Source organism: Aeromonas sp. R6-1 (genome assembly GCF_040908165.1).
In the GTDB taxonomy this organism is placed as follows: Bacteria; Pseudomonadota; Gammaproteobacteria; order Enterobacterales; family Aeromonadaceae; genus Aeromonas; species Aeromonas caviae.
In genome coordinates this window covers 1-25,895 of the sequence record NZ_JBFODF010000007.1, presented here as the reverse complement: position 1 = coordinate 25,895, position 25,895 = coordinate 1, and the positions used below count along the sequence as shown (strand labels likewise).

The window sequence follows — 25,895 nt, the reverse complement described above, 5'->3', positions numbered from 1 at the left end:
CCCGGCGCCGCTTTGTCAACATCTGCGCGAGTCAGCTGGCCTGGATGGGGGCCGTCACGTACTTGAACAGGAAATCCGTCACCTCTTCCCGGCTCGGACGCTGTGGCTGATTGATCATCTGCATCATCACATAGCCAAAACCGGTCAGGGAGCGGGCCAGATCCTGCGCCGACAGCACGCTCTGGATCTCGCCGTTGTCGATGGCCCGTTGCAGGTGGGGGGCAATGCGCTCCAGCGCCTTGTCCAGCAGCCGGGTGTAGCGAGGCCACACTTCTTCCCGCACCGAGGAGCTCCACTCCAGCCAGATGCTGGCGTGATCGGGCTTGTCATAGGCGGCGTCAACGAACAGCTTCACGTGGCGGTGAATGCTCTCCCTGGCGGAGCCCTGACCGTTGTAGGCCTGTTCGAGGATCTGCTGTACGAAGGCTTCGATTTCTGTCAGCACTTCGTCGACCAGATCTTCACGAGTATTGAAATAGTTAAAAACGGTCGCAACCGAGACCTTTGCCTGTTCGGCTATTTCGGCATGCCCCGCACGGCCGATGCCGCGACGGGAAAATACCTCGACGGCACACTCCATCAATTGATCACGGCGAGCCTCCGGCGAAAGCCGGGTTCGACGTCTTATTTCTGCGCGTGGTTCCATAGTTTTTTCATCTAATAGTTATTGATTATGGTGTTTATAGTATTGTCACCGATAATGCCCGAAGGCTTGCTAACTCTATCAATTAAAATAAGCCGATAAAAGCATCACGTATGCCTGACGCCCACTGGTTGGAGTGGTAGAATCCTCGGTTTTGACGTTAATGAACGGCCAATAACCCTTTGGTCATTATTGGAGTATGTGATGAAACACATTGTCGAGGTGATGATCCCCGAGGCCGAGGTTGCAGCCCGGATCGCCACGCTAGGTGAAGAGATTACCGCCCGTTACCAGGGCTCCGAGGAAGTGGTCATGATCGGCCTGCTGCGCGGCTCCTGCGTCTTCCTGGCGGATCTCTGCCGTCAGTGCCAGTTGCCCATCACCCTGGACTTTATGACTGCCTCCAGCTATGGCTCCGGCATGCACAGCACCCGTGACGTGCGCATCCTCAAGGATCTGGATGACGACATCAAAGGCAAGGACGTGGTGATCGTGGAGGACATCATCGACACCGGTTACACCCTCAACAAGGTGCGCGAGATCCTCTCCCTGCGCGAGCCGAAATCCCTGGCCATCTGCACCCTGCTGGACAAACCGTCCCGCCGCGAGGTTCAGGTGCCGGTGGACTGGCTTGGCTTCTCCATCCCGGACGAGTTCGTGGTGGGCTGTGGCATTGACTACGCCCAGAAGTACCGTAACCTGCCTTTCATTGGCAAGGTGGTACCGCAAGAGTAAGCCGGGTCCGAAGTAGCAAGGCAGGCTGGCCGGCCCGCCATCGACTGTCTTCAGGCGGCGTCACAGCCGCCTTTTCTGTCTCGAGATGGGCTCATCCATCACAGGGGTTGCAATGAACGCATTGGAAATCAGCGGTCTGAAGAAGACCTATCAGGGGGGCGTCGAAGCCCTCAAGGGCATCGATCTCACCGTCAAACAGGGGGATTTCTTCGCCCTGCTCGGTCCCAACGGGGCGGGCAAATCCACCACCATCGGCGTGATCAGCTCACTGGTGAACAAGAGCGCCGGCAAGGTGAAGGTATTCGGTCATGACATCGATACCGATCTGGAGCTGGCCAAGTCCCAGCTCGGCCTGGTGCCCCAGGAGTTCAACTTCAGCCAGTTCGAGAAGGTGAGCCAGATAGTGACTCACCAGGCCGGTTTCTATGGAGTGCCGCGGGCCGAGGCCAAGGTGCGCGCCGAGAAGTACCTGCGTCAGCTCGATCTGTGGGACAAGCGCGACATGGCCGCCCGCACTCTCTCCGGTGGCATGAAGCGCCGGTTGATGATTGCCCGCGCCCTGATGCATGAGCCCAAGCTGCTGATCCTGGATGAGCCGACCGCCGGGGTGGACATCGAGATCCGCCGTTCCATGTGGAGTTTCCTCAAGGATCTCAACGAGCAGGGGGTGACCATCATCCTGACCACCCACTACCTGGAAGAGGCCGAGATGCTGTGCCGCAACATCGGCATCATCGACAAGGGCCGTCTCATCGAGAACACCAGCATGAAGAGCCTGCTCGGCAAGCTGGGTCGCGAGACCTTCCTGCTGGATCTGGTGCCGGGTTCCACCGTACCGGCCCTGCCCGAGTTCAACGGCCGGATGCAGGATGAGAACACCCTGGAAGTGGAGCTGGAGAAGAGCCAGTCCCTCAACAGCCTGTTCGAGCAGCTCTCCGCCCAGGGGGTGAAGGTGCTCAGCATGCGCAACAAGGCGAACCGGCTGGAAGAGCTGTTCGTCAATCTGGTAGAGGAGGGTCGCAAAGCATGAACCCCATGACCTATTACATCGCCTTCAAGAGCATTCTGGCCAAGGAAGTGAGCCGCTTCACCCGGATCTGGATCCAGACCCTGGTGCCGCCCGCCATCACCATGAGCCTCTACTTCGTCATTTTTGGCAACCTCATCGGCTCGCGCATCGGCGACATGGGGGGCTTCAGCTACATGGAGTTCATCGTACCCGGCCTCATCATGATGTCGGTCATCACCAACTCCTACTCCAACGTCGCCTCCTCCTTCTACAGCGCCAAGTTCCAGCGCAACGTGGAGGAGCTGCTGGTGGCGCCGGTGCCCAACTACATCATCATCGCGGGGTATGTGGGCGGTGGCGTGGCGCGCGGCCTCTGTGTCGGCCTCATCGTCACCCTGGTGTCGCTGTTCTTCGTGCCGCTGCAGATCCATCACCTGTTCAGCGTCTGCGTGACCGTGCTGCTCACCTCCATCCTCTTCTCCCTGGGGGGGCTCATCAACGCGGTGTTCGCGAAGTCGTTCGATGACATCAGCATCATCCCGACCTTCATCCTGACTCCCCTGACCTATCTGGGGGGCGTCTTCTACTCCATCACCCTGCTGCCGCCGTTCTGGCAGGGGGTTTCCCAGGTGAACCCCATCATCTACATGGTGAACGCGTTCCGCTACGGCTTCCTCGGGATCTCCGACGTGCCCCTCGGCACCGCCTATCTCATCATCATCGGCTTCATCCTGGTGCTCTACGGGATGGCCTGGTGGCTCATCTCCCGCGGCACCGGTCTGCGCCACTGAGGCGCAGCACCTGCCAGCAAAAAGGCGCCCTCGGGCGCCTTTTTATTTGCACATGTCGGTCTCAGAGGGCCGGGGCATCGTAGTCCGCGGGCTCGTCGCTGTAGACGCAGACGTTCCACTTGGCCGCGAGGCCATCATCCGCGAGGCAGTAGCGCTCGAAGAAGGCCTTGATACCGGCGCGCTGGCAGTGGGCCTCGAAGCTCGCCATGTCGCGCCAGATCTCGTTGAAGACGATGGGGAAGCTCTCCCCCTCGGCAAAGGGGCTCTGGATATGGCGGGTGACGATGTACTGCAGGCAGCCATCTTCACGCAGGGTGTCGGGTTCGAGCCCTTGCAGGACGCGGAACAGGGCCTGCTCCTGGCCCGGCTTGGGCTGGAACTGGGCGATGCAGTAAACCTTCTTGGACATCGTGGTCTCCTTGCCGTGTCTCAACCCCGCAGGGCGACGACCCGGTTGTCGATGAGGCGGGCCTTGCCCAGATAGGCGGCCATCAGGATCACCAGGCGCTGGCTCTCGGCGCTGGCGGATTCCAGGGTGTCGGCATCGACGATGTCGATGGCATCCGTCCTGAATCCCGCGTTGTCGAGGCGTTGGCTGGCCTGGGCAACCAGGGAGGGGAGGTGACTGTTCCCCGCTTCAATCTGCCCGGCAATCCAGTTCATGGTGCGCGCGAGCTCGGGGGCGATGGCCCGCTCGGCAGCGGTCAGATAGCCGTTGCGCGAAGAGAGGGCCAGCCCGTCTTCGGCCCGCACGGTCGGCACGCCCACGATCTCGATGGGCATGGCCATGTCGGCCACCATCTTGCGAATGAGCGCGAGCTGCTGGTAATCCTTCTCGCCAAAGCAGGCCACGTTCGGCTGTACCAGATTGAACAGCTTGGTGACCACGGTACTGACCCCGCGAAAATGCCCCGGACGCAGTGCCCCTTCCAGCAGGCTGGAGATGCCGGGCACCTCGACGAAGGTCTGGCTGGCGAGCCCCTGGGGATACATGATCTCCGGTGTCGGGGTGAAGACCAGGTCCACACCGGCGGCCTCCAGGGCGGCGCAATCCTGCTCCAGGGTGCGGGGGTAGTTGGCGAGATCCTCGGCCTTGTCGAACTGCAAGGGGTTCACAAAGATGCTGACCACCACCTTGTCGCCATGGCGGCGGGCCTCCTCGACCAGGGTGAGATGACCCTGATGCAGATTGCCCATGGTGGGCACGAATGCGATGGCGCGGCCTTCGCGATGCCATTGACCGATCTGCTCGCGCAGCGCGGCGGGATTGTTCACAACCAACATCGTCAGTTCACCTTCAGATGAATCAATAAAAGAGGGGGTCGTCAGGGGGGAGGGCGAGACGGGGGCACAGGCCCCCGCGCTCATGACGACAGAAAGTCAGTTGAAGCAGTGCTCGGGGCCGGGGAAGGTCCCCTCGCTCACCTGCTGCACGTAGAGACGAATGGCGGCACGCATGTCACCGGTCTCGGCCAGGAAGTTCTTGGTGAACTTGGGCACATAACCGGAGGTGATGCCGAAGGCATCGTGCATCACCAGGATCTGGCCGTCGGTGGCAGGGCCGGCACCGATGCCGATCACCGGAATGCGCAGCGCCTTGGTGATGCGCTCTGCCAGAGAGACGGGCACGCACTCGAGCACCAGCAACTGGATGCCGGCGGCTTGCAGCTCCAGCGCCTGGCGGTAGATCTCCTGGGCGTGGAACTCGTCGCGCCCCTGCACCTTGAAGCCGCCAAACACGTGGACGGATTGCGGGGTCAGGCCGAGATGGCCGCACACCGGCACCCCGTTGCGGGTGAGGTGGCGGATGGAGTCGCACAGCCAGTCCCCCCCTTCCATCTTCACCATGCGGGCACCGGCCGCCATCAGGCGCGCCGCGTTCTGGTAGGTCTGCTCCGGGGTGGCGTAGCTCATGAACGGCATGTCGGTCACCACCAGGGCATTGGTGGTGCCGCGCACCACGCAGCGGGTGTGATAGACCATCTCGTCCATGCTGACCGCCAGGGTGTCGTCTCCGCCCTGCAATACCATGCCGAGGGAGTCGCCGATGAGCAGCACCTGGGCGCCCTCGTCGTCGAACAGCTTGGCGAAGGTGGCGTCATAGGCTGTGATGGCGGTGATTTTCTGTCCGTCCTGCTTCATCTTCTGCAGGTGGGTAGTGGTGATCTTGCTCATTACGTTGTTCCTACTCTTCTCTACTCGCCTGCTGCACCGGCCAGGATCGCGAGTCCATTGCGCGGGCAGCGGGCAACCAGTTCGGTGAGCGGGGTGCCGCAGGGCAGCACCAGGGAGGGGGCTATCTCTGCAAGGGGGAGCAGGACGAACTCCCGCTCCTTCATGCCATAGTGAGGCACCGTCAGGCGCTCATGCCGGATGACCTCGTCGCCGTACAGCAGCAGATCGAGATCCAGGGTCCGGGGGCCCCAGCGCTCATCCTTGCGCACTCGCCCCTGTGCCTGCTCGATGCGCTGCAGCTCGTCCAGCAGCGCCAGAGGGCTGAGGCGGGTGGCAAGGCGCGCCACGGCATTGACGTAGTCCGGCTGATCCGCAGGGCCCATGGGGCGGCTGCCGTAAAGGTGGGAGGTCTGCAGCAGCTCTGACTCGGGCAGGGTCGCCAGCGCGGCGATGGCGCGGCGAGCCTGGCCGAGGGGGTCGGCCAGGTTGGAGCCGATGGCGACGAAGACCTCGATCATCGGCGGCTCCTTACTCTGCCGACTTCGGCTTGCGGCGACGGGGGCGACGGCGGTTGCGGCCATTGCCGCTGCGCTTCTCGCCATCACCGCTGCGGGAGTCGGCGCGCTCGCCGCTCGCCGGGCGGCGGGTCGCCTCCCGTTGCAGTTGCGGGCGCACGTCCGGGTTGGAGGCCACATAGCGCTCCCACCAGCTCGCCAACTCGCCGAGGCCGCGCTCGACCCGGTTGCGCAGCAACAGGAAGTCGAAGGCCGCACGGAATTTCGGGTGCTCCATGGCGCGCTCGGGGTGCTTGCCCTGGCGGCGGGTCAGGCGCTGCTGCAGGGCCCAGATGTCGCGCACGTCCGTGGTGAAGCGGCGCGGCACGGCGATGATCCGCACCTGGTTGTCGAGCACCTCGTTGATAGCCAGCATGAAGGCATCGTACCAGGGCAGACCGCTCTCGTTTTCCAGCACGCGGCCGCGGGCCTCGACGGCGCCCCACAGCAGGGTGGCGTAGAGGAAGGCGGGGGTGACGCGCTTCTCTTCACGGACCCGGGTATCGGTGTCCATCAGCGCCTGCTCGATGAACTGCTCGTAGGGCGAGTTGCCGTGGGGGGTGAACAGGGCGGCTACCTGGGGGAACAGCGGCTGGAACAGCCCGTATTCCCGCAGCAGCTTGTAGGTGGCCAGACCGTCCCCCGCCAGGAACAGCTTGAGGGTCTCTTCGAACAGGCGGGCGGCCGGGATGTCCTGCAGCAGCGGGGCCAGCTCCCGGATGGGGGCGGCGGTGCGCGGGCTGATGGTCATGTCGAGCTTGGCGGCGAAGCGCACGGCGCGCAGCATGCGCACCGGATCTTCCCGGTAGCGGGTCTCGGGGTCGCCGATGAGCTCCAGTCTGCGCGCGGCCAGGTCTTCCAGCCCACCCTCGAAATCGTGCAGGGTGAAATCCTTGGCGCTGTAGTAGAGGGCGTTGACGGTAAAGTCGCGACGCTCGGCATCCTCTTCGATGGTGCCGTAGACGTTGTCCCGCAGCAGCATGCCTTCATCGGACTGGGCCGACACATGCTTGCTGGTATTGACCTGATGGTGGTGGCCCCGGAAGGTGGCCACTTCGATCACGTCACGACCAAAGACGATGTGGGCCAGGCGGAAACGGCGGCCGATGAGGCGGCAGTTGCTGAACAGCGCCTTGATCTGCTCCGGCGTCGCGTCGGTGGCGATGTCGAAATCCTTGGGGGTCTTCCCGAGCAGCAGGTCACGGACGCCGCCGCCGACCAGGTAGGCCTCATAGCCCCCCTTGTTCAGGCGATAGAGCACCTTGAGGGCATTCTCGCTGATCTCTTTGCGCGAAATCGGGTGCTGGTCACGGCTCAAGGTACGGCGCTGTCCGGCGACACGGGCCGGAATGGGGGACTCCACCGACTGCTCGCCGTCTTCCTTGCCGAGCACTTTGCGGCAAAAGTTTGCGATCTGGGAAAAAATGGTACACCTCGTTATGACTTCAAATTGACGGGAGGCCAAAAAAATAGCGGCCTATCATAGCTCAGCCCCAACCAAATGAGAAACGGTGTGGCCTGCTTCCCCTTGATTGGTCCTTTTGGGGCAAGAAATGCAGCCGAGGCTAGCTTTGCCCTTGCGGGATCTTCTGCTGGCGGGGCACCCGGACCAGCTGCCAGTGGGCGATGCCCCAGCCGATGATCTCGTCGATCCGGCTGGCCATCAGCTCGGGCGGCGGGCACTGACCGAGAAAGTGCAGCGCCTGCCACAGGGCAGGTCGTACCTCGTCCTGCGACAGCGCCGGCGCATGGTTCTGCTTGGAGAGCTTGTTGCCATCCGCTTGCACCGCCAGCGGCAGGTGCACCCAATCGGGGACGGCAGCCCCCAGAGTCTGGTAGAGGGCAATCTGGCGCACCGTGGGTTCCAGCAGATCGGCGCCGCGGACGATCTCGGTGATGCCGCTGTCCATGTCATCTACGACCACCGCCAGGTTGTAAGCGTAGAGCCCGTCCCGGCGGCGCACGATGAAGTCCTCCTCCGCCAGCGCCGCGGGGACGGTGATCTCTCCCTGAAGCGCATCCTCGAACCGATAGACCGGGTGGTGCTGGCGCAAACGGGCGGCACACCCCTCGGCGGTCAGCCCCAGGGCGCGGCAATGGCCGTTGTAGAATCCCCCTGCGGCCATGATTTCGCGCCGGGTACAGCGGCACCAGTAGAGATCCCCGGCCCGATAGAGCTGATCGATGATCTCGTCATAGCGGCCATGGCGCGCGCTCTGGAACATCACCTCCCCATCCCAGCCAAGACCGTGTGCCTCCAGGGTGGTGAGGATAAGGTCAGCCGCTCCCGGCATCTCCCGCGGGGGGTCGATGTCTTCGATGCGCACCAGCCAGCGGCCCTGCTGTGCCCTGGCCTGCAAGAAGCTGCCAAGGGCGGCGACCAGGGATCCGAAGTGGAGCGGACCGGACGGTGAGGGGGCGAAGCGGCCCACATAGGGGCGTCGGGAGGGGGGGGAGGTCATGACCATGGCAATTCGGGTAGGCGATGCATTGAGGCTGCATTCTGGGACGGCCCGACCAAAAGCTCAATAAAAAAGGGAGCCTGGGCTCCCTTTTCGTTTCTGTGGATGGGCGGCATCAGCCAGCCATCTGTTTTTCCTTGATCTCGGCCAGCGTCTTGCAGTCCACGCAGAGGTCTGCGGTCGGACGGGCTTCCAGACGGCGGATGCCGATCTCGATGCCGCAATGCTCGCAGTAACCGAAGTCATCTTCTTCGAGCAGCAGCAAGGTTTTCTCGATCTTCTTGATCAGCTTGCGTTCACGGTCGCGGGTGCGCAGTTCGAGAGCAAACTCTTCTTCTTGCGCGGCGCGATCCACGGGATCCGGGAAGTTGGCAGCCTCATCCTTCATGTGGTCGACGGTGCGATCAACTTCCTGCATCAGTTGGTTGCGCCAGGCTCCCAGGATCTTGCGAAAATGTACCTTCTGTTGGTCATTCATGTACTCCTCACCGGCTTTCATCTGGTAAGGCTCTACACCCGCAATGGCCAGGGGGCCCAGAGATTTCCTGTTTTCGCCTGTTGGCATGCCCTGTCTCCTAATTCAGCACGCTACCCGTGCCATCCATAAATTGAGGGCGACATCTATAGCAGAAGGGTCAACGGGAGGCAAACAAGCCTTATCAATAATGTTACCCACTTCTGCATTTATTCTCTGCCCTCGGGTAGCATATGGTCAGATTCAAATGGGATAAAATCCTGAGCCACCATGCCCTGCACCCCAACATGGGGGCGATAGCATAAAATTTCAACCCCTGCCGCCATCGCCTGTTCAACAAGCTGACTATAGTGCGGATCGATATGGGCTGCAGGGCGCATTCTCGCGATGCCGGAGTGCAATACCATGAACAGCAGCACGGCCCGGTGCCCTGCCGCCTTCATGGCCATCAATTCACGCAAGTGCTTGGCGCCGCGGGTGGTGACCGCATCGGGGAAGTACCCCATGCCGGGTTGCTCCCGCTCGTCGAGCAGGGTGACGGATTTCACCTCGATGTAACAATCCGGCCTGTTGTCATCTTCCAGCAGCAGGTCGATGCGGCTGTTCTCTTCCCCGTATTTCACTTCGGTGCGCAGCCTGGCATAGCCTGCCAGGGGGGCGAGGGCGCCCTGTTCGATGAGCTCCCGGGCGATCTGGTTGGCACGGGCCGTGTTGACGCAGATGAAGTGACCCGCCGGGCTCTCGGCGATTTCCCAACTGTTTGGCAGCTTGCGCTTGGGGTTGTCGGATGTGGAGTACCAGACCCGGGTGCCCGGCAGGGCGCAGCCGGTCATGGCGCCGGTATTGGCGCAGTGGATGGTGATCACCTCGCCGTTGTCGAGCGCGACATCCGTCAGAAAGCGCTTGTAGCGGGAGATCAGCTGCCCGGACTGCAGGGGGGGATCGAAGATCATGGGGTGAGCTCCTCGCGGTGCGGGTTTTTGACGCGGGCCCGCAGGGGCCAGCAGGCGAGCGGTTCGTAGTGGACGCCGTCCGGCGTGCTGACGGATTGATAGAGGCAGAAGCGATCGGCCCTGAGCAGAAAATCCGGCGCAGGCAGCTCGCCGGGGGCCTCGCCCGCCTTGCGCGACAGGGTGACGTGGGGGCGATAGCCCTGCTCGCCGTTGCCCAGCCCGAGTTTTTCACCGTGGCGGCGCAGTGCCCTCGCGAGCACGGTCAGCTCGTTAGGCCACTCACCGGGCCCCACCCAGGCGGCTTTGGCGCGCTGAAACCAGCCGGTCTGATCCAGATGGACGCTGAAAGGGGGGCAGTGCTGTCGCTCGGCGGCCGCGATCAGGCGAGCCTGGGTCGTTTCGTCGGCCTCCCCGAGAAAGGCCAGGGTCAGGTGAAGGTTGCTCTCGGGCACCGGCTGGCCGGGCCAGGGGCGCTGGTCTCGCCAGGTCGCAAGCTCGGGGGCAAGCTCTGGCAGGGGCAGGGCAAAGAAGAGTTTGGGCATGCGGCGTGTCGGTCCTCGTGATGGACATCGGATAAGGGCCATTCTATGGCAGCCGCTCCCGGGATGTCTTGCCGTGTTGCACCTGACGCTTCCTGCCCCTGCCCGGCAGGGGCGCTTACGGTGGCCGGGAGGCTGTGGCAGAATGGACCCCTTTTCAGAAGTGTCACAGAAGGTGCCCATCGCTTTGTCTTCCCTCCCCATCGTCCCGGTGTTGCCCGAACTCTTTGCAGCCCTCGACAACCATACCAGCGTGATCCTGCAGGCGCCCCCCGGTGCGGGCAAATCGACCCTGCTGCCCCTGGAGTTGGTGCGCCAGCACCGGCTGCCCGGGCGCATCATCATGCTGGAGCCCAGGCGCCTTGCTGCGCGCAACATCGCGAGCTTCCTCGCGCGTCAGCTGGGGGAGAAGGTGGGCGAGCGCATCGGCCTGCGAGTGCGCGGGGAGAGCCGCACCAGCAGCCAGACCCGGCTCGAGATCGTGACCGAGGGGGTGCTGACCCGGATGCTGCAGCAGGATCCTGAGCTCACCGGCGTGTCGCTCGTCATCTTTGACGAGTTCCACGAGCGCAGCCTGCACGCCGATACCGCGCTGGCCTTCGCCATCGAAAGCCAGCAGGGGTTGCGCGATGATCTCAAGCTCTTGGTGATGTCCGCCACCCTGGATGGTATGGCCCTGGAGCGCCTGCTGCCTGGCGCCCCCGTGGTGCGCTCCGAGGGGCGCGGCTTTCCCATCGAGTACCACTATCGCCCCGCCAATCGCCAGCAGTGGCTGGAACCCCAGGTCGGCGCCGTGGTGCTGGAGGCGCTCGCCAGTCAGGCTGGCAGTGCCCTGGTGTTCCTGCCGGGACAGGGGGAGATAGAGCGGCTGGCACAGTGGCTGGAAGGGCGGTTGCCAGGGGATGTGACCCTGGCTCCCCTCTATGGCCGTCTTGACCTCGCGGCCCAGCAGGCGGCCATCGAGCCTGCGCCTGCAGGTCGTCGCAAGCTGGTGCTCACCACCAACGTGGCGGAGACCTCCCTCACCATCGAGGGGATCTCCGTGGTCATCGACAGCGGATTGGAGCGGCGCGCCACCTTCGATATCAAGAGCGGCGTCACCCGGCTGGAGACCCGGCCCATCGCCAAAGCCTCCGCCACCCAGCGGGCGGGGCGGGCAGGGCGGCTTGGCCCCGGCGTCTGCTATCGGCTCTGGAGCAGCGAGGTGCAGGAGCGCCTCGCCGAGCAGAGTCCCCCCGACATCCTGACGCAAGAGCTCACCGGCCTGCTGATGGACGCCGCTCAGTGGGGGGCCCGGGTGGAGGCGCTGCCCCTGCTGGACATGCCGCCCCCTGCCGCCGTGGCCAGCGCCCGGCGGTTGCTGGTGGCCCTGGGCGCCATGGCCCCGGAGGGTGAGCAACAACTTACCCCGGCAGGCCGTGCCATGGCGGCCTTCGGCACCCATCCCCGCCTTGCCCGCATGTTGCTGCGGGCCCGGGAGCTGGAATCCGAGGGTCTGACAGGGATTGTCGCCGATGCGGCTTTCCTGGTGGCGCTGCTGGAAGAAGATCTGCGAGGATCGGAGCGCCTGTCCGTGCTGTTCCACCGCCGTCAGGGCGCCCTGCGCCAGGGGGCAGCCCGCTGGTTCGAGCGGCTCGGTGTGCGGGCAAGCAGCCCGCAGGGTCAATGGCTGGGGTTGCTGTGCGCCCTCGCCTGGCCCGATCGCATCGGCAAGCTGCGCAGTGGCAGCCGCTATCAGCTCAGTGGCGGGGTGAGCTGCGATCTGGTAGAAGGGCATCCCTGCCAGGGGCAGGGGGCCATCGTGGCCGTCGAAATGGGTCAGAACGAGCGCGGCAGCCGCATCTTCATCGCCGAGCCGGTGGTGCTGGATGAGCTGGTGCGCCAGCTGCCCGAGCTGGTCGGCGAGCGCCAGTGGTTCGACTGGGACGATCGGGAGGAACGGGTGCGTGCGGAGCGCCAGCAGGTGCTCGGCGAGCTGGTGCTCGGCCAGCGGCCGCTGACGGATCTCTCCGATGAACAGAAGGGGCGCTGCCTGCTGCAGGGCATCCGGTGCAAGGGGCTGCACGTGCTGCCCTGGGACGAGAGCAGCGAGGGGCTGCTGGCCCGCTTGCGCTGCGCCCGCGACTGGCTGCCCGACGAAGCCTGGCCCGCCATGGATGAGGAGAGCCTGCTGGCCGACCTCGAGCAGTGGCTGCTGCCGGCGGTGAGCGGCATGACCCGGCTGGAGCAGTTGAAGCGGCTCGACATGAGCGACATCCTGCGCCAGTCTCTGCCCTGGCCCCTGCCAAGGCGGCTGGACGAGGCGCTGCCGAGCCACTTCACCGCACCGACCGGCAGCCGGGTGCGGATCCGCTACCAGCCGGGTCAGGCGCCAGCGATCCCGGTGCGCATCCAGGAGATGTTCGGGCTGGGCGCCACCCCATGCGTGGCCGATGGCCGGGTGCCCCTGGTGGTGGAGCTGCTCTCCCCGGCCCAGCGCCCCTTGCAGATCACCGCGGATCTCGCCGCCTTCTGGGCGGGATCCTATGAGCAGGTGAAAAAAGAGATGAAGGGGCGCTACCCCCGTCACTACTGGCCGGACAACCCGCTGGAGGCGATGCCGACCCGGGTGACCAAGAAGAAGATGGGATTGCAGGAGTAGCCGACGGGACAGTGATCGGTCGGTACGATCAGAACAAGATGGCGGTGGCACAGTCCCCCTCCACAACAGGCATCGCAGGCCGCTCGCATCAGCGGGATGGCGAGGAGAACGACAAGAGGATTTATGGCAACCCAACGACGCAAGCGCACGCCCAAGAAGGCGGCGCCCAAACGCACCATCTGGCGCACACTGTTCTGGCTGGGCTTCAAGCTCTCTCTGGTGGTGGCGGCCTTCATGGTGGTGTTTGGCATCTATCTCGACACCAAGGTGCGCGAGCGCTTCGACGGCGAGAAGTGGCAGTTGCCGGTGATGGTCTACAGCCGCCCGCTGGAGCTCTATCCCAGCCAGCGGCTCTCCCAGACCCAGATGCTGCGCGAGCTCAACATGCTGAGCTACAAGCAGGTGCGTCAGCCCCATACCCCGGGTGAGTACGCGGTGAGCGGCAATCGCATCGAGCTGGTGCGCCGGCCGTTCGAGTTCCACGACGGTGCCGACGGTGCCCGTGGCCTGCGCCTCACCTTCAACGGGGCGCGCCTCGAGGGGATCCAGTCCCTGGAGAACCAGCGCCAGCTCGGCTATGCCCAGATGGACCCGGTGCTGCTCGATCGCCTTAACACCGAGGATCGGGAAGACCGCCTGCTGGTGCGCCTTTCCGAGGTGCCGGACAGCCTGCTGGTGACGCTGCTCACCACGGAAGACAGGGACTTCTACCAGCACGGCGGTGTCTCGCCGGTGGCCATCATGCGCGCCATGGCAGCCAACCTGCTGGCGGGGCGCACCGTGCAGGGGGGCAGCACGCTCACCCAGCAGCTCGCCAAGAACTTCTTCCTGACCCGTGAGCGCAGCCTGTGGCGCAAACTGCAGGAAGCCTACATGGCGGTGCTCATCGACTACCGCTACAGCAAGGACGAGATCCTGGAGGCCTACCTCAACGAGGTCTATCTGGGGCAGAACTTCTCCCAGGGGGTTTACGGCTTCGGGCTCGCCTCCTACTTCTACTTCGGTATTCCGGTCAACGAGCTGGACATCGATCAGGTGGCCCTGCTGGTGGGCATGGTGAAGGGCCCCTCCTATTACGATCCCTGGCGCTTCCCGGACCGGGCCAAGGCGCGCCGGGATCTGGTGCTGAAACTGCTGGCGGATCACGGCAGCCTGACCCAGGCCGAGTATGACCTGGCCAGCAAGCAGCCCCTTGGCATCATCGCCCGCGGCCAGATGAGCTATGGCCGTACCCCGGCCTTCATGGGGCTGCTCAAGCGGGAGATCCAGAACCGCTTCGGCCCGGATCTGCTCAAGCAGTCCGGCCTCAAGATCTTCACCAGTCTGGATCCCATCGCCCAGCACGCCGCCGAGCAGGCGGTGGAGTCGGGTCTGGCCACCATCGAGAAGCAGCGTGGCAAGAAGAAGCTGGAGGCGGCCATGGTGGTCTCCGACTGGCACAAGGGCGAGGTGGTCGCCATGGTGGGGGGACGGGATCCCCGCTACGCCGGCTTCAACCGGGCGCTGGATGCCCGCCGTCAGATTGGCTCCCTGGTGAAGCCTGCGGTCTACCTGACCGGCCTCTCCAACGGCCTGACCCTGGGCACGCCGCTTAAAGATCAGCCGATCCGCATTCGCGGCCAGGATGGCCAGATCTGGACGCCGCAGAACTACGACCGCAAGTTCCGCCAGAGCGTGCCCCTGATGGAGGCGCTCGCCAGCTCCCTCAACGTGCCGACCGTCAACCTCGGGATGCAGATAGGCCTGGACAAGGTGGTGGACACCCTGCACAAGCTGGGTGTGCAGCAGGAGATCCAGCCCTATCCGTCCCTGGTGCTGGGGGCGGTGGCCCTCTCGCCCATGGAGGTGAACCAGATGTACCTGCCCATTGCCAACCAGGGGTTGACCCAGCCCCTGTCGGCCATCCGGGCCGTGGTGAATGGTGAGGGGCGCCAGCTCTACCAGCATGACGAAGCGGCCAAGCGAGTGACGGATCCCCAGGCAAGCTGGCTGACCCTGTTCGCCATGACCAAGACGGTGAGCCAGGGGACGGCCCGGGCGCTCGGTGCCAAGTTCCCCGGGGCCACCATGGCCGCCAAGACCGGTACCACCAACGAGCTGCGTGACTCCTGGTTTGCCGGGATGGACAACAACGAGCTGGTAAGCGTCTGGGTCGGCCGTGACGACAACACCCCGGCCGGGCTGACCGGAGCCAGTGGCGCCTTGCAGCTGTTCAGCGGCTACATGAGCCAGCGAGGGGTCAACAGCCTGGGGCTGAAGATGCCCGAAGGGGTGAGCTGGGCCAACTTCTCCCGCTCGAGCGGTGCCCGGGTGGCCAGCGATTGTCCCGGCAGTCTCCAGGTGCCGGCCAAGCTGGCCGGTCTGGCCGAGCCCATGAGCTGTGCCAGCCCGGTTTCGGACCCGGCGAATGCCCTGGACAACTGGTTCAACGGTTTCTTCAACTGACGAAGACGGGCAGCACAGGCTGCCCGTTTTGCAAGGATTGCCATGACCCATCCCCTGTTTGAGGCCATCCATCACGTGGCCATCATCGCCAGCGACTATCCGCGCTCGCGCCACTTCTATCACCAGGTGCTGGGGTTGCCCATCATTGCCGAGACCCTGCGGGCAGAGCGCCAGTCGTGGAAGCTGGATCTGGCGCTGCCGGACGGCAGCCAGCTGGAGCTGTTCAGCTTCCCGGCGCCGCCACCGCGCCCCTCCCGGCCGGAGGCGTGCGGGTTGCGCCACCTGGCGTTTCGGGTGGCGGATCTCGACCGGGTCATCGCCCACCTGGAGCAGCACGGGGTGGAAGTGGAGCCGGTGCGGGTGGACGAGCTGACCGGCAAGCGCTTTACCTTCTTCGCCGACCCCGACGGCCTGCCGCTGGAGCTGTACGAGGCAGCGCGTTAGGCTGCCTGTTGCAATCTGGATGATCGGTTTGACCATGAAAAGGCCGCCCTGGGAACAGGGCGGCTTTTTTCATGGGGTTGGAGAGGGGATCATGCTGTGGTCAGCAGGGCGACCGCCACCGCCATCACCATCATGCCGAGCCAGCCGACGGGTCTGAGGCGCTCGCCGAACAGCAGCAGGCCCCCGAGGGCGGTGCCCAGGATGCCGATGGCGCCCCAGGTGGCATAGGCCACGGCCAGATCGATCTTGCCGGTACTGACCGCCTCGCTGAGCAGAGTGAAGGCACAGAGCACCAGCAGAATGCCGAGGACGCCCCACCCCTTGTCGCGAAAACCGATGGAGCGGTTGATCGCCATGTTGGCGCCGATATCCAGCAGGGCGGCGCCCAGTACGATGATCAACGGGTGCATGGGGCTTCCCTCCTCTGGCGGGTGGGGGCTGGTGCATCATGGGTCTCGCCCAGGGTCACCATGACAATCCCCACTATGGCCAGCGCCAGTCCGATCCACTCCTGGATGCTCAGCTCGTAGCCGAGGAACAGGACGGAGACGGCGGTGATGAGGGCGATCCCCAGCCCTTCCCACAGCGCAAACGCGATACCAATGGAGATTGTCCTGGCGGCCTTGGCGAGCAGCAGGTAGGAGAGGGTGATGAGGAGCCACATCGGCAGATAGTGGATCCAGCCGCTCGCGCTCTTTGGGATCAGGGCCATGGAGGAGGTGCCGGCGACCTCGGTCAGGATGGCCCCCGTCAGGAAGAGGCGGGCCAAAAGCAGGGGACGGGATGACATGCAGTTTCCTTCTGTTGCTGCGACGAAGAGAGGATAACGGCACCCGAAACGGGCAAGGTTATCGCTGAGCGTCGAGAAAGCTGTCGCTGCTTGTTTGCCTTGGGGGCGAGTTAGGGGATAAGGTGGTGATGGAATAATCTGCCGCCAGTTTGAAGCCATGAAGCTAAATCAGATACAACTCTTTGTAGAAACAGCAGACAGTGGTTCGATAGCCAATGCCGCCAGACGACTTGGCAAGAGTCGCAGCGCCGTTAGCTCGGCGATTGCAACCCTGGAGGTGGAGCTTGGCGTCGAACTTTTCGAACGAGGGGCGAACCAGAGCCGGCTGACCGAAATCGGCGAGCAAGTGCTGGACGACTGTCGGCGGCTGTTGCAGGCCGCCAACAGCCTGAAGCTCAAGTGCGAGCACCATGCCTCCGGTGCCGAGGTGGCGCTGCGGGTAGCCCGGGACGACGCCATTCCCGAGGTGGTATGGCGCGAGATGCTGGGGGCCTTGCGTCGCCAGTTTCCGGGCACCAGCATCTCCCTGGTGCTGGCCTCACCGCCGGAGCTGCCGGCCCTGGTGGAAGAGGGGTTCGTGGATGCCGCCTTCGGCCTCATCACCGAGGAACAGGAGCGCAGCGGTCTTTGCATCGACGTGCTCAACCCGATCCGCACCCTGATGGTGGTCGCGCCAAGCCACCCGCTGGCTGGGCTGAAGCGGGTGTTGCAGCAGGATCTGACCGATCACACTCAGGTCACTCTCTCCTATGTGGACGCGTTTTCGGTCAAGAGCCTGCTGCCCATCGGAGGGCAGCATATCGGGTTGTCGAGTTTCGAACTGATGCGGGATGCGGTGCTGGATGGTCTGGGCTGGGCGGTGCTGCCTTCACCCCTTATCCAGAGCCAGCTGCGCCAGGGGGAGCTGCTGACCCTGAAGCACAAGTTCAGCCTGCAGTGGCGCGATTACGGAGTCTATCTGTCGGAGAACGCCCATCACGGCAAGGTGCTGGCCTGGCTGAAGAAGGCCATAGAAGCCTATCTCGAACCCTTCGAGTAGCCGCCAACCGGGGCGGGCACCCCGGTTGGCAGTGAGAGGGGATCAGCGCAGGCCGTGACGGGGGACGCGCTGGCGGGAGCGAAATGGCAGCAGCAGGAGGCCGAGCAGCAGATCCCCCGCCAGGGAGGCCAGCAGACCCGCCGCCACGCCGCAGAAAATGGCGGCCTGTTTGAGGGGGACCACATAGCCGTAGTTGTGCAGGGTATCCTGCCAGAGGGCGGGATCGGCGCGCAGCAACAGGTGGGAGAGCTGCTGGTACCAGGGGCTCTCCCGCACGGCGATCTCCCCCTGAAGGTGCTGCTGCTGGTTCACCAGTTGCTGGAGGCTGGTGGCATCCTGGGTGAAGACGGGATCCTGGCTGGCACCGTAATGGGCGACCAGCGCCTGCAGATCGCCATTGAAGTGCTGGTCCGCCGTGCGCTGGAAGGGGGCCAGCGCCAGACCTGCCTGCTGCAGCCGGGCATCCAGCCGCTGGAAGTAGAGATCGACCAGCCCGGGGATCTGTACACCTGCCAGCAAACCGAGGGCAAACAACATCATGCGAAGGTAGCTGCGCATCATCATCATCCTGAACGAAGGGAGCACCCATACTAGCCGCAACCGGTGGGTGAGCCAAGGAGGGGGCGCGCTTGCCTACCCGGTCGGCGGCGCCAAAAGAAGAGCCGATGGAATACCTTTGTTACACGAATTCTTACACTTTTGTGATGCAAGTCATCTTGCGGCTGGCCTAGAATGAGCGTTTTTCGAAGGACACGTCGGCATGAGCAAGTTCATTCCTTTCTATCTGGCCGGGGGCCTCATCGCCTTCAGTTGGGGCGCCCTGCCTGAGCACGGCCCCTGGGATGGGTGGGATCTCGCCCTCTTCCAGCTGGTCAATGGCTGGATTGGCCACTCCCCCCGTTGGGCCGATCTGGTGGCCATCACCAACAACCGCCTGTTCGATCTGGCCGCGCTGGCCTGCATGGGCGGGATCCTCGCCAGTTGCTTCTTCCGTGCCGACGGGCAGGAGCGCCGTCGTCTGGTGGCCATGGGGGTCGTGATGCTGCTGGGGGCCCTGGTGCTCAATCAGCTCGGGCATCTGTTGCCGGTCAGCCGTCCCAGCCCCACCCTGATGGTGGACGGGGCACTGCGCCTGACCGAGATCAGTGCGATTCCCACCAAGGACTCCGCCGGTGACAGCTTCCCCGGTGATCACGCCCTCTTCCTGATGATCTTCGCCGGTTTTGCCCTGCGCTATCTGCCGCGCTGGGCCGGGGTGGTTGCGGTGGTGATGGTGCCCCTGTTTTCGGCGCCCCGCATCCTGGCGGGTGCGCACTGGATGACGGACGTCTATGTAGGCGCTCTTTGCCTCTCCCTGATCTGCCTGCCGCTGCTGTTGCTCACTCCCGTGTCGGATCGCCTGATCGACCGCCTGGCTCCCCGGCTGCCACGCTGGATTGCCTGACGGAGAATGAAAAAAGAAGGCGGGTCACCCCGCCTTCTTTCGTTTACGCCTCACCGGTGCTGTGGTCGTCGCGAAATGACCAGGACTACGCCCGATGAGCCCGGGCTGTCGCCCTCCCAACCAGTATGGATAGCCCCATTCGGGTTCTGCCAGCCAAAATAGTCGCGGCCAAACGTTTGCATCCGTCCTCTCATGATCCTGGCCAGGATTTTTTCCCTCCGCTGCCTTAGAATCGCCGCCCGTTGTTGGAGGTCTCCCCATGCTTGTCACTTTTCTGCGTCTCTTGTTTATCGGTTGTGCCCTGGTCTTTCTCTTTATGCTGGTCCGTGCCTGGTGGCACAAACGGCGTCATGGCCAGCTCGAAGCCACCCCTTTCTGGCCGGTAGCGGCCATCGGCTTTGTGGCCAATTTTCTCGATACCCTGGGGGTGGGGAGCTTTGCGGTGAAGACCGCCTGCTACAAGCAGCTCAGGCTGATCGATGATCGGGTGCTGCCCGGTACCCTCAACGGCCAGTGCGTGCTGCCGACCGTGACCCAGGCTCTCATCTTCATCGGCGTGGTCAACGTGGATCCCGTCACCCTCATCAGCATGATGGCGGCTGCGGCGGCCGGTGCGGCCTGGGGCGCCCGTTACGTGGCCTCCTTTGATCGCCAGACCATCCGGCTGGTCATGGCGGTCTCCCTGCTGGTGGTCGCCGGTCTCATCTTTGCCGGTCTGCTTGGGCTCTTCCCCCTCGGTGGCGAGGCCATGGGGCTGAGCGGTTACAAGCTGGGGATCGCCCTTGCCGGCAACTTCCTGTTCGGAGCCCTGATGAACGTCGGTATCGGCCTGTTCGCCCCCTGCATGACCCTGGTCTATCTGCTCGGCATGAACCCGCTGGTGGCCTTCCCCATCATGATGGGATCCACCGTCGTGCTCAGCGTCTTCTCGGCGGGGACCTTTATTCGCAAGGGGGCTTTCGATGCGCGGGCCGTGCTGGCGGTGGCCATCTTCGGCCCCATCGGCGTGGTGCTGGCGGCCATGCTGGTCAAATCCATGGAGATGGAGATGCTCAAATGGCTGGTGGCCTTCATCGTCATCTATACCTCCTGGACCATGTACGCCTCCTGGCGGGCGGCGCGGCGACAGCCAGCGCCCGCGCTGGCAGAGGCGACGAGCTAGCTGGCGTCGGCGAGGCCCGCCTGCACGGGCGCCCCGCGTTGGTATGTCATCCCGCTCGCCCGGTCCTGGCGCGTCTTCTGATGCCTCTGGCAGCCCCCTCCGGGTGGGCGGTCTGCTGGCTGGAGGCGACCAGTGCGGCTTCCGCCCTGGCACCGAGAAACACATAGAGCCCCAGCGCCAGCAGCAACCCCACGGCGCAGCCCATCACCCCCACCGCAGGCCAGAGCAGTTCGCTCTGGCCGAGGGATCCCTTGAACAGCAGCAGCAACCCCTCGATGGAGACCGCGATCAGGATGGCGGCGATAAAGCGGGTAATGGTGCGCCGGATGGCGCTGTGGCGGAAGATGTCCTTATGCAGCAGCACTTCCTCTTCGAGGATGGTCTTGCCGAGATCGAACACCGCCAGCGCGAGCGTGAGGAAGATGATGGCGCTGAAGGCCCCCAGCCGGTTCTGCTGGGTGCCGCACAGGAGCAGATAGAGCTGTTCCAGCCCGTGCCAGATGAGGGTGCCGACGATGAGAAACAGGGCCAGACTCAGGACGACGTAGACGGCCCTGAACCAGGGAATGGCGCGCCGCCGCTCTCTGTCCCCCATCAGCCAGGCGATCAGCTGGTGCAGGTTGATCTCCAGCTCCCGGCCATGGCCCTGCACCAGCAGGCGCAGCTGCCCCTGGGCCGCCGGAACGGGCGCCAGTATGGCTGGCCTGATCTGGGGGGCCAGGCTCTTCACCTCCTCGACGAAGGCATAGGTCTTGAGAGACGCCTCGGGGAGGGTGAGCAGCCCCAGCAGCAGGGGGGCCAGCTCGGTTTCGTACTCCTGATAGCGCCGCAGCACATCGATGGGGCTCATCTCTGCCATATACACCTCGGTCCAATGGGCTCCTGAAGCAGGGGCCTGCAAATTGTGGGCCCGATTTATGACAGCCCGTGTACGGCGCGGCGCACCAGCAGGTGGCAAGGTTCCGGTGAGGGACTTAAGGATGCACCACTATGGTGCCTTGTCGGGACGAGCAAACAAAAAAGGGCCCCATCGGGGCCCTCTGCACATCTTGCTGCTTGTCAGCCAGCCAGCTTGGCGAAGCTGCGCTCGGCGGCCGCCAGGGTGTGTTCAATCTCCTTGTCGCCGTGGGCAAGCGACAGGAAGCCCGCCTCGTAGGCGCTCGGTGCCAGATAGACACCCTCTTCCAGCATCAGGTGATAGAAGCGCTTGAAGCGTTCCATGTCGCAGCGAGTCACCTGCTCGTAGCGGGTGATCTCGGTCTCGTCGGTGAAGAAGAAGCCGAACATGCCGCCCACGTAGTTGATGGCAAGCGGGATGCCGTGCCTGGCGGCGGCCGCTTTCAGCCCTTCGGCGACACGGGCGGTCTTGGCGCTCAGCTGCTCATAGAGGCCCGGCTCCAGCAGCAGATCCAGCATGGTGAGGCCGGCGGCCATGGCCACCGGGTTGCCGGAGAGGGTACCAGCCTGATAGACGGGGCCGGTCGGGGCGATGTGCTGCATCACCTTCTTCTTGCCGCCGAAGGCGCCCACCGGCATGCCAGCACCGATGATCTTGCCGAGGGTGGTGAGATCCGGGTCGATGTTGTAGTGACCCTGGGCACCACGCAGGGAGACGCGAAAACCCGTCATCACCTCGTCCAGGATCAGCAGGGCGCCGAATTCGTCACAAATGGCGCGCAGCCCTTCCAGGAAGCCGGGCACCGGCGGGATGCAGTTCATGTTGCCAGCGACCGGCTCGACGATGATACAGGCGATCTCGCTGCCGTACTGGGTAAAGGCTTCGCGCACCGAGTCCAGATCGTTGAACACGCAGGTCAAGGTGTGCTTGGCGAAATCGGCCGGTACGCCCGGGCTGTTGGGCTGACCCAGGGTGAGGGCGCCGGAGCCAGCCTTGACCAGCAGGGAGTCGGCGTGGCCGTGGTAGCAGCCTTCGAATTTGACTATCTTGTCGCGGCCGGTGTAGCCACGGGCCAGCCGGATGGCGCTCATGGTCGCCTCGGTGCCGGAGTTGACCATCCGCACCTGCTCCATGGAGGGCACGATCTGGCGCACCTTCTCGGCCATCAGCACTTCGATCTCGGTCGGCGCGCCGTAGCTCAGCCCTTTTTCCACTGCCTTGATGACGGCGGCCTTGATGGCCGGGTGGTTGTGGCCCAGCAGCATGGGGCCCCAGGAACCGATGTAATCCACATAGGCCTGGCCGTCCACGTCATAGAGGTAGGCGCCATCGGCGTGATCGATGAAGCGGGGTGTGCCGCCGACCCCGTTGAAGGCGCGGACCGGTGAGTTGACGCCACCCGGAATGGTCTGGCGGGCCTGTTCAAACAGCTGATCTGATTTTGACATGGATCATCCTTAATGGGATTTTGGTCGTTACCCGGGCGCAGGCTGCCGATTGCGGCTCGGCAGGGGATGGCGGGAGGAGTATGCTTTGCGCTCTCGCCCCGGACTCTCGCCCGTGATACATGAAACGGGCCGACTATAGCAGAAAGGCCCAGAGCTGGGCAGCCGAGGCCGAGGTGTGTCTGGTCCTCGTTAGATGAGCGTGATTATCCATGGAGCAACAAGCCATTCCTTCCGCCGACGCGGCCTCGCTGCGTCGTCCTCCAGTCTTGCAGCGCCTGATACGGCGGGACAAGATGCCGCTGCTGGTGCTCCTGTTGGCGGCCCTGGTCGGCCTGCTGGCAGGCCTGGTGTGCGGATTGTTCGAGTCTTGCGTTCACTGGCTGGCCCAGCAGCGTGTCGACTTGCTGGCCGATCGCCCCTGGTGGCAGCTCGGCCTGCTCGGCTTTGGTTTCAGCGCCCTGCTGGGGTTGGTCGGCTATTTCCTCACTCATGCCTTTGCCCCCGAGGCAGGGGGATCCGGTATCCCGGAAATTGAAGGGGCCATGGACGACCTGCGCCCGGTACGCTGGTGGCGGGTGTTGCCGGTGAAGTTTTTTGGCGGGGTCTGCACCCTGAGTTCCGGCATGGTGCTGGGGCGGGAGGGGCCCTCGGTGCAAATAGGGGGCAACCTCGGCAAGATGGTGGCGGATATCTTCCGGTTGCCCAAGGAGCATGGCCACGCCCTGCTGGCTGCCGGTGCGGCGGGTGGTCTCGCTGCGGCCTTCAATGCCCCGCTGGCAGGGATACTGTTTGTCATGGAAGAGATGCGACCGCAATTTCGCTACTCCTTCCTCGCCATCAAGGCGGTCGGGATTTCGGCCGTCATGGCGACCCTGATGCTGCAGAACATGAAAGGGCAATCCCCCGTCATCATGCTGCCTCACTACGACGCTCCGGCCTTGAAGGCGCTCTGGCTGTTTCTCTTCATGGGGGGCTGCTTTGGCGTGCTGGGGTTCGTCTTCAACAAGCTGGTGCTTGCCTGTCAGGACGGCTACCTGGCGCTGCACCAGAACAAGCGTCACCGCTTCGTCATCATCGGCATGGGGGTGGCTGGAACCTTTGGCATGCTGTCACTGTTCGCCCCTTCTGTCACTGGAGGGGGAATCGAGCTCATCCCGCATCTGACGGGGGGAGACTATGCGATGGCGACGCTCTTCATCATCTTCTCGGTGCGACTGGTGGGTACCCTCATCTGCTTTTGCTCGGGGGCCCCTGGTGGTGTCTTTGCGCCGACCCTGGCGCTGGGCACCCTGTTCGGGGTGATCTTTGGTCACCTGTTCCACTCTGCATTTCCCGATCTCGGCATCGAACCGGGCGCCTTTGCCATCGCCGGCATGGGGGCGCTCTTCGCCGCCACCGTGCGCGCCCCCATTACCGGCATCGTGCTGGTGACCGAGATGACCGACAACTATCAGCTGATCCTGCCCATGATGATCACCACCATAGGGGCAACCCTGGTGGCGCAATGGTTGGGGGGGCGCCCTATCTATTCCCAGATCCTGGAGCGAACTTTACGGCTTGCTGCGCGTCAAAACCGGGGTGAAAGCAGCATCGCGACCGGTTAACTCTTTGTTTATCCGTATCAATCCGGCATGGTCGCGTATAGTGAAAAGAAACCGGCCGTGTGGATGTCGGCATAGAGAAGAGGCCTTATGTCCCAAATCGTGAAGTTATTGGTGGTGCTGGCCGTGGGGGCATGTATCGGTTATGTCGTCGGGAACAGACAGGAGCTGGCTCAGAGCAGCCTGATGACGGTGCAGCAAGAGACGTTGGAGCGTCAGAGCAAGGCCATTGCACAACTGAAGACGGATCTCGGCGTCAGGGAGACCCTGCTGGCGACCCAGAAGGCCGCCTTCGAGCAACTTCAGCAGACGCTCAAGGATCAGGAAGCTCAGGTACAGGAGCAGAAACGCCAGCTGGCCTTCTTCGAGCGCATCATGCGTCCCACCGGCGAACAGGTGGGGGTATCCATCGACAATCTGACATTGCAGGAGACGAGTGTTCCGGGTCGCTACCACTATCGTCTGGCGCTCACACAACCCGCCAAGAAGCGGGAGTTGTTTCGGGGGCAGGTGCAGATCCGGCTCGAAGGCAGTCTGGCTGACAAGCCCAGGATCCTCAGTGGCCGGGATCTTGGCATGAAGGTGGGGGAGGGACGCTACGCGTTGCGATACTTCCAGCTCTTGGAGGGCAATTGGCAGCTTCCCTCAGGCTTCATCCCGGACAGGGTGAGAATCCTCATCCCGAAGGAGGGTCGGCAACCGGCCCAGGAGCTGGTGGCCGAGTGGAACGAGGTGCTCAAGCCTCTGGTCGCTCAACCAGCCCCCTTGCCGGCAGCGCAGTAAGAGAGTGGTGAATACTTGAACTAAATGGTCGGGTATTGGATAATTTCGCGGTTTCCATGTTTGTGGATGTAACGGTTGTGAGGTCAGCAATGAGTGCAGTAGCAGAAGCCCCCTTGCCCATCCAGATGACGGATGCGGCAGCCAACAAGGTAAAGACCTTGATCACCGAAGAAGAGAATCCCGAACTCAAGTTGCGGGTCTACATCACTGGGGGGGGCTGCTCCGGTTTCCAGTACGGTTTCACGTTTGACGAGAAAATCAATGATGGCGATACCGTGGTCGAGAAGAGCGGCGTCACCATGGTGATCGATCCCATGAGCCTGCAATACCTGGTCGGCGGCAGTGTGGATTACACCGAAGGTCTGGAAGGCTCCCGCTTTACCGTGACCAACCCCAATGCCACCACCACCTGTGGTTGCGGTTCCAGTTTCTCCATCTGATCTACAAGCAGCGTGATATGAAGGGCCCCGAGGGGCCCTTTTCATTTTTGTATGCCTGGCGTGGCTGGCATGCAGATCTTGATGTGGCGAAAACGGGTACCGATTGGTAGCGATAGAGAAGGCGTGCAGGCTCATTTAGATGAATTGTTGATGGTTTTTTAGTCTGGTTGGTTGTTGATTAAACACCTGAACGTCTTTTTCAAATAAACACGTAGTTTTCGCTTGTCAGCGAGAATCATATCCCTATAATGCGCCTCCATCAGCACGGCGCAGTGCGCGTCTGGTCCACCTTGCAAAGCAAGCTGGTGAGGGTTATAGTTTCAGACCCTGCTCTTTAACAATTTGAATCAAGCAATCTGTGTGGGCACTCACAGCATCGAGCATCAAAAACAATTTTTGATATCAATGTCTGATGAAGTGACCA

General features: G+C 63.4%; 27 protein-coding genes. 12 read left to right on the top strand and 15 right to left on the bottom strand.

Annotation, left to right across the window (positions count from 1 at the left end; translation table 11 throughout):
- Nucleotides 1-31: 31 nt before the first annotated feature.
- Entirely contained in the window at nt 32-646 is a 615-nt protein-coding gene (locus AB5Y68_RS01455; RefSeq protein ID WP_029314803.1) for a TetR/AcrR family transcriptional regulator, read from the bottom strand.
- Between the two features lie 201 nt (nt 647-847).
- Here AB5Y68_RS01455 and hpt point away from each other — a divergent pair, with 201 nt between their 5' ends.
- From hpt to AB5Y68_RS01440, 3 genes are all read left to right on the top strand, one after another.
- A complete protein-coding gene (gene hpt / locus AB5Y68_RS01450; protein ID WP_010675579.1) occupies nt 848-1,378 on the top strand; it encodes a hypoxanthine phosphoribosyltransferase in 531 nt (176 codons plus the stop codon).
- 112 nt (nt 1,379-1,490) lie between these two features.
- The gene (locus AB5Y68_RS01445; RefSeq protein WP_039040845.1) at nt 1,491-2,408 is read left to right on the top strand and encodes an ABC transporter ATP-binding protein; all 918 of its coding nucleotides are present in this window, start codon (nt 1,491-1,493) and stop codon (nt 2,406-2,408) included.
- Nucleotides 2,405-3,178, top strand: a complete 774-nt coding sequence (locus AB5Y68_RS01440; RefSeq protein WP_010675577.1) for an ABC transporter permease — start codon at nt 2,405-2,407, stop codon at nt 3,176-3,178. Before AB5Y68_RS01445 ends, AB5Y68_RS01440 begins: the two co-directional genes overlap by 4 nt.
- A gap of 61 nt (nt 3,179-3,239) precedes the next feature.
- Here the strand turns inward: AB5Y68_RS01440 and AB5Y68_RS01435 are convergent, their stop codons facing one another.
- The 9 genes from AB5Y68_RS01435 to thpR form a co-directional block, all read right to left on the bottom strand.
- On the bottom strand, nt 3,240-3,587 hold the full coding sequence (locus tag AB5Y68_RS01435) for a putative quinol monooxygenase (RefSeq protein ID WP_010675576.1): 348 nt from the start codon (nt 3,585-3,587) through the stop codon (nt 3,240-3,242).
- A gap of 20 nt (nt 3,588-3,607) precedes the next feature.
- Nucleotides 3,608-4,462 carry a pantoate--beta-alanine ligase gene (gene panC / locus AB5Y68_RS01430; protein WP_039040846.1) on the bottom strand — a complete coding sequence of 285 codons (855 nt, stop codon included), beginning with the start codon at nt 4,460-4,462 and terminating at the stop codon, nt 3,608-3,610.
- 96 nt (nt 4,463-4,558) lie between these two features.
- Nucleotides 4,559-5,353, bottom strand: a complete 795-nt coding sequence (gene panB, locus AB5Y68_RS01425; protein ID WP_039040847.1) for a 3-methyl-2-oxobutanoate hydroxymethyltransferase — start codon at nt 5,351-5,353, stop codon at nt 4,559-4,561.
- A 20-nt stretch (nt 5,354-5,373) separates the two neighbouring features.
- Nucleotides 5,374-5,871, bottom strand: a complete 498-nt coding sequence (gene folK, locus AB5Y68_RS01420; protein ID WP_039040848.1) for a 2-amino-4-hydroxy-6-hydroxymethyldihydropteridine diphosphokinase — start codon at nt 5,869-5,871, stop codon at nt 5,374-5,376.
- Nucleotides 5,872-5,881: 10 nt separating this feature from the next.
- A complete protein-coding gene (pcnB, locus tag AB5Y68_RS01415) occupies nt 5,882-7,372 on the bottom strand; it encodes a polynucleotide adenylyltransferase PcnB (RefSeq protein ID WP_029314802.1) in 1,491 nt (496 codons plus the stop codon).
- Between the two features lie 100 nt (nt 7,373-7,472).
- Entirely contained in the window at nt 7,473-8,375 is a 903-nt protein-coding gene (gene gluQRS / locus AB5Y68_RS01410) for a tRNA glutamyl-Q(34) synthetase GluQRS (RefSeq protein ID WP_041211099.1), read from the bottom strand.
- A gap of 109 nt (nt 8,376-8,484) precedes the next feature.
- Nucleotides 8,485-8,934: an RNA polymerase-binding protein DksA gene (gene dksA, locus AB5Y68_RS01405; protein WP_029314801.1), complete on the bottom strand. Its 450-nt coding sequence runs from the start codon at nt 8,932-8,934 to the stop codon at nt 8,485-8,487.
- A 119-nt stretch (nt 8,935-9,053) separates the two neighbouring features.
- On the bottom strand, nt 9,054-9,797 hold the full coding sequence (gene sfsA / locus AB5Y68_RS01400) for a DNA/RNA nuclease SfsA (protein ID WP_104452305.1): 744 nt from the start codon (nt 9,795-9,797) through the stop codon (nt 9,054-9,056).
- Entirely contained in the window at nt 9,794-10,339 is a 546-nt protein-coding gene (gene thpR / locus AB5Y68_RS01395) for an RNA 2',3'-cyclic phosphodiesterase (protein ID WP_039040852.1), read from the bottom strand. Before thpR ends, sfsA begins: the two co-directional genes overlap by 4 nt.
- Nucleotides 10,340-10,523: 184 nt before the next feature.
- On the opposite strand from thpR, the gene hrpB reads away from it, so the two are divergent.
- From hrpB to AB5Y68_RS01380, 3 genes are all read left to right on the top strand, one after another.
- Nucleotides 10,524-12,977, top strand: a complete 2,454-nt coding sequence (hrpB, locus tag AB5Y68_RS01390) for an ATP-dependent helicase HrpB (RefSeq protein ID WP_368206885.1) — start codon at nt 10,524-10,526, stop codon at nt 12,975-12,977.
- 123 nt (nt 12,978-13,100) lie between these two features.
- Entirely contained in the window at nt 13,101-15,422 is a 2,322-nt protein-coding gene (mrcB, locus tag AB5Y68_RS01385; protein ID WP_010675566.1) for a penicillin-binding protein 1B, read from the top strand.
- A gap of 42 nt (nt 15,423-15,464) precedes the next feature.
- Nucleotides 15,465-15,866: a VOC family protein gene (locus AB5Y68_RS01380; protein WP_010675565.1), complete on the top strand. Its 402-nt coding sequence runs from the start codon at nt 15,465-15,467 to the stop codon at nt 15,864-15,866.
- A gap of 89 nt (nt 15,867-15,955) precedes the next feature.
- On the opposite strand, the gene AB5Y68_RS01375 is transcribed toward AB5Y68_RS01380, so the two are convergent.
- Both AB5Y68_RS01375 and AB5Y68_RS01370 read right to left on the bottom strand, forming a co-directional pair.
- The gene (locus AB5Y68_RS01375; protein ID WP_042016297.1) at nt 15,956-16,276 is read right to left on the bottom strand and encodes an SMR family transporter; all 321 of its coding nucleotides are present in this window, start codon (nt 16,274-16,276) and stop codon (nt 15,956-15,958) included.
- Nucleotides 16,264-16,656 carry a multidrug efflux SMR transporter gene (locus AB5Y68_RS01370; RefSeq protein ID WP_041213871.1) on the bottom strand — a complete coding sequence of 131 codons (393 nt, stop codon included), beginning with the start codon at nt 16,654-16,656 and terminating at the stop codon, nt 16,264-16,266. The genes AB5Y68_RS01375 and AB5Y68_RS01370 overlap by 13 nt, the downstream gene beginning before the upstream one ends.
- A gap of 157 nt (nt 16,657-16,813) precedes the next feature.
- Here AB5Y68_RS01370 and AB5Y68_RS01365 point away from each other — a divergent pair, with 157 nt between their 5' ends.
- Nucleotides 16,814-17,695 (top strand): LysR family transcriptional regulator, encoded by an 882-nt coding sequence (locus AB5Y68_RS01365; RefSeq protein WP_039040858.1) that lies wholly within the window; start codon nt 16,814-16,816, stop codon nt 17,693-17,695.
- A 42-nt stretch (nt 17,696-17,737) separates the two neighbouring features.
- On the opposite strand, the gene AB5Y68_RS01360 is transcribed toward AB5Y68_RS01365, so the two are convergent.
- Entirely contained in the window at nt 17,738-18,253 is a 516-nt protein-coding gene (locus tag AB5Y68_RS01360; protein WP_010675561.1) for a DUF2937 family protein, read from the bottom strand.
- Between the two features lie 202 nt (nt 18,254-18,455).
- Between AB5Y68_RS01360 and AB5Y68_RS01355 the strand changes: the two genes are divergently transcribed.
- On the top strand, nt 18,456-19,139 hold the full coding sequence (locus tag AB5Y68_RS01355) for a phosphatase PAP2 family protein (protein ID WP_368206884.1): 684 nt from the start codon (nt 18,456-18,458) through the stop codon (nt 19,137-19,139).
- Nucleotides 19,140-19,398: 259 nt separating this feature from the next.
- Nucleotides 19,399-20,301 (top strand): TSUP family transporter, encoded by a 903-nt coding sequence (locus AB5Y68_RS01350; protein WP_368206883.1) that lies wholly within the window; start codon nt 19,399-19,401, stop codon nt 20,299-20,301.
- 46 nt (nt 20,302-20,347) lie between these two features.
- Here the strand turns inward: AB5Y68_RS01350 and AB5Y68_RS01345 are convergent, their stop codons facing one another.
- On the bottom strand, nt 20,348-21,160 hold the full coding sequence (locus AB5Y68_RS01345) for a hypothetical protein (RefSeq protein WP_039040860.1): 813 nt from the start codon (nt 21,158-21,160) through the stop codon (nt 20,348-20,350).
- Between the two features lie 200 nt (nt 21,161-21,360).
- Nucleotides 21,361-22,647, bottom strand: coding sequence for a glutamate-1-semialdehyde 2,1-aminomutase (gene hemL, locus AB5Y68_RS01340; protein ID WP_039040861.1), 1,287 nt, complete (start codon nt 22,645-22,647; stop codon nt 21,361-21,363).
- A 209-nt stretch (nt 22,648-22,856) separates the two neighbouring features.
- On the opposite strand from hemL, the gene clcA reads away from it, so the two are divergent.
- From clcA to erpA, 3 genes are all read left to right on the top strand, one after another.
- On the top strand, nt 22,857-24,251 hold the full coding sequence (gene clcA, locus AB5Y68_RS01335; protein ID WP_039040862.1) for a H(+)/Cl(-) exchange transporter ClcA: 1,395 nt from the start codon (nt 22,857-22,859) through the stop codon (nt 24,249-24,251).
- An 87-nt stretch (nt 24,252-24,338) separates the two neighbouring features.
- Nucleotides 24,339-25,031, top strand: coding sequence for a DUF6776 family protein (locus AB5Y68_RS01330; RefSeq protein ID WP_039040863.1), 693 nt, complete (start codon nt 24,339-24,341; stop codon nt 25,029-25,031).
- Between the two features lie 89 nt (nt 25,032-25,120).
- On the top strand, nt 25,121-25,471 hold the full coding sequence (gene erpA / locus AB5Y68_RS01325; RefSeq protein WP_010675554.1) for an iron-sulfur cluster insertion protein ErpA: 351 nt from the start codon (nt 25,121-25,123) through the stop codon (nt 25,469-25,471).
- The last annotated feature ends 424 nt before the right edge of the window (nt 25,472-25,895 follow it).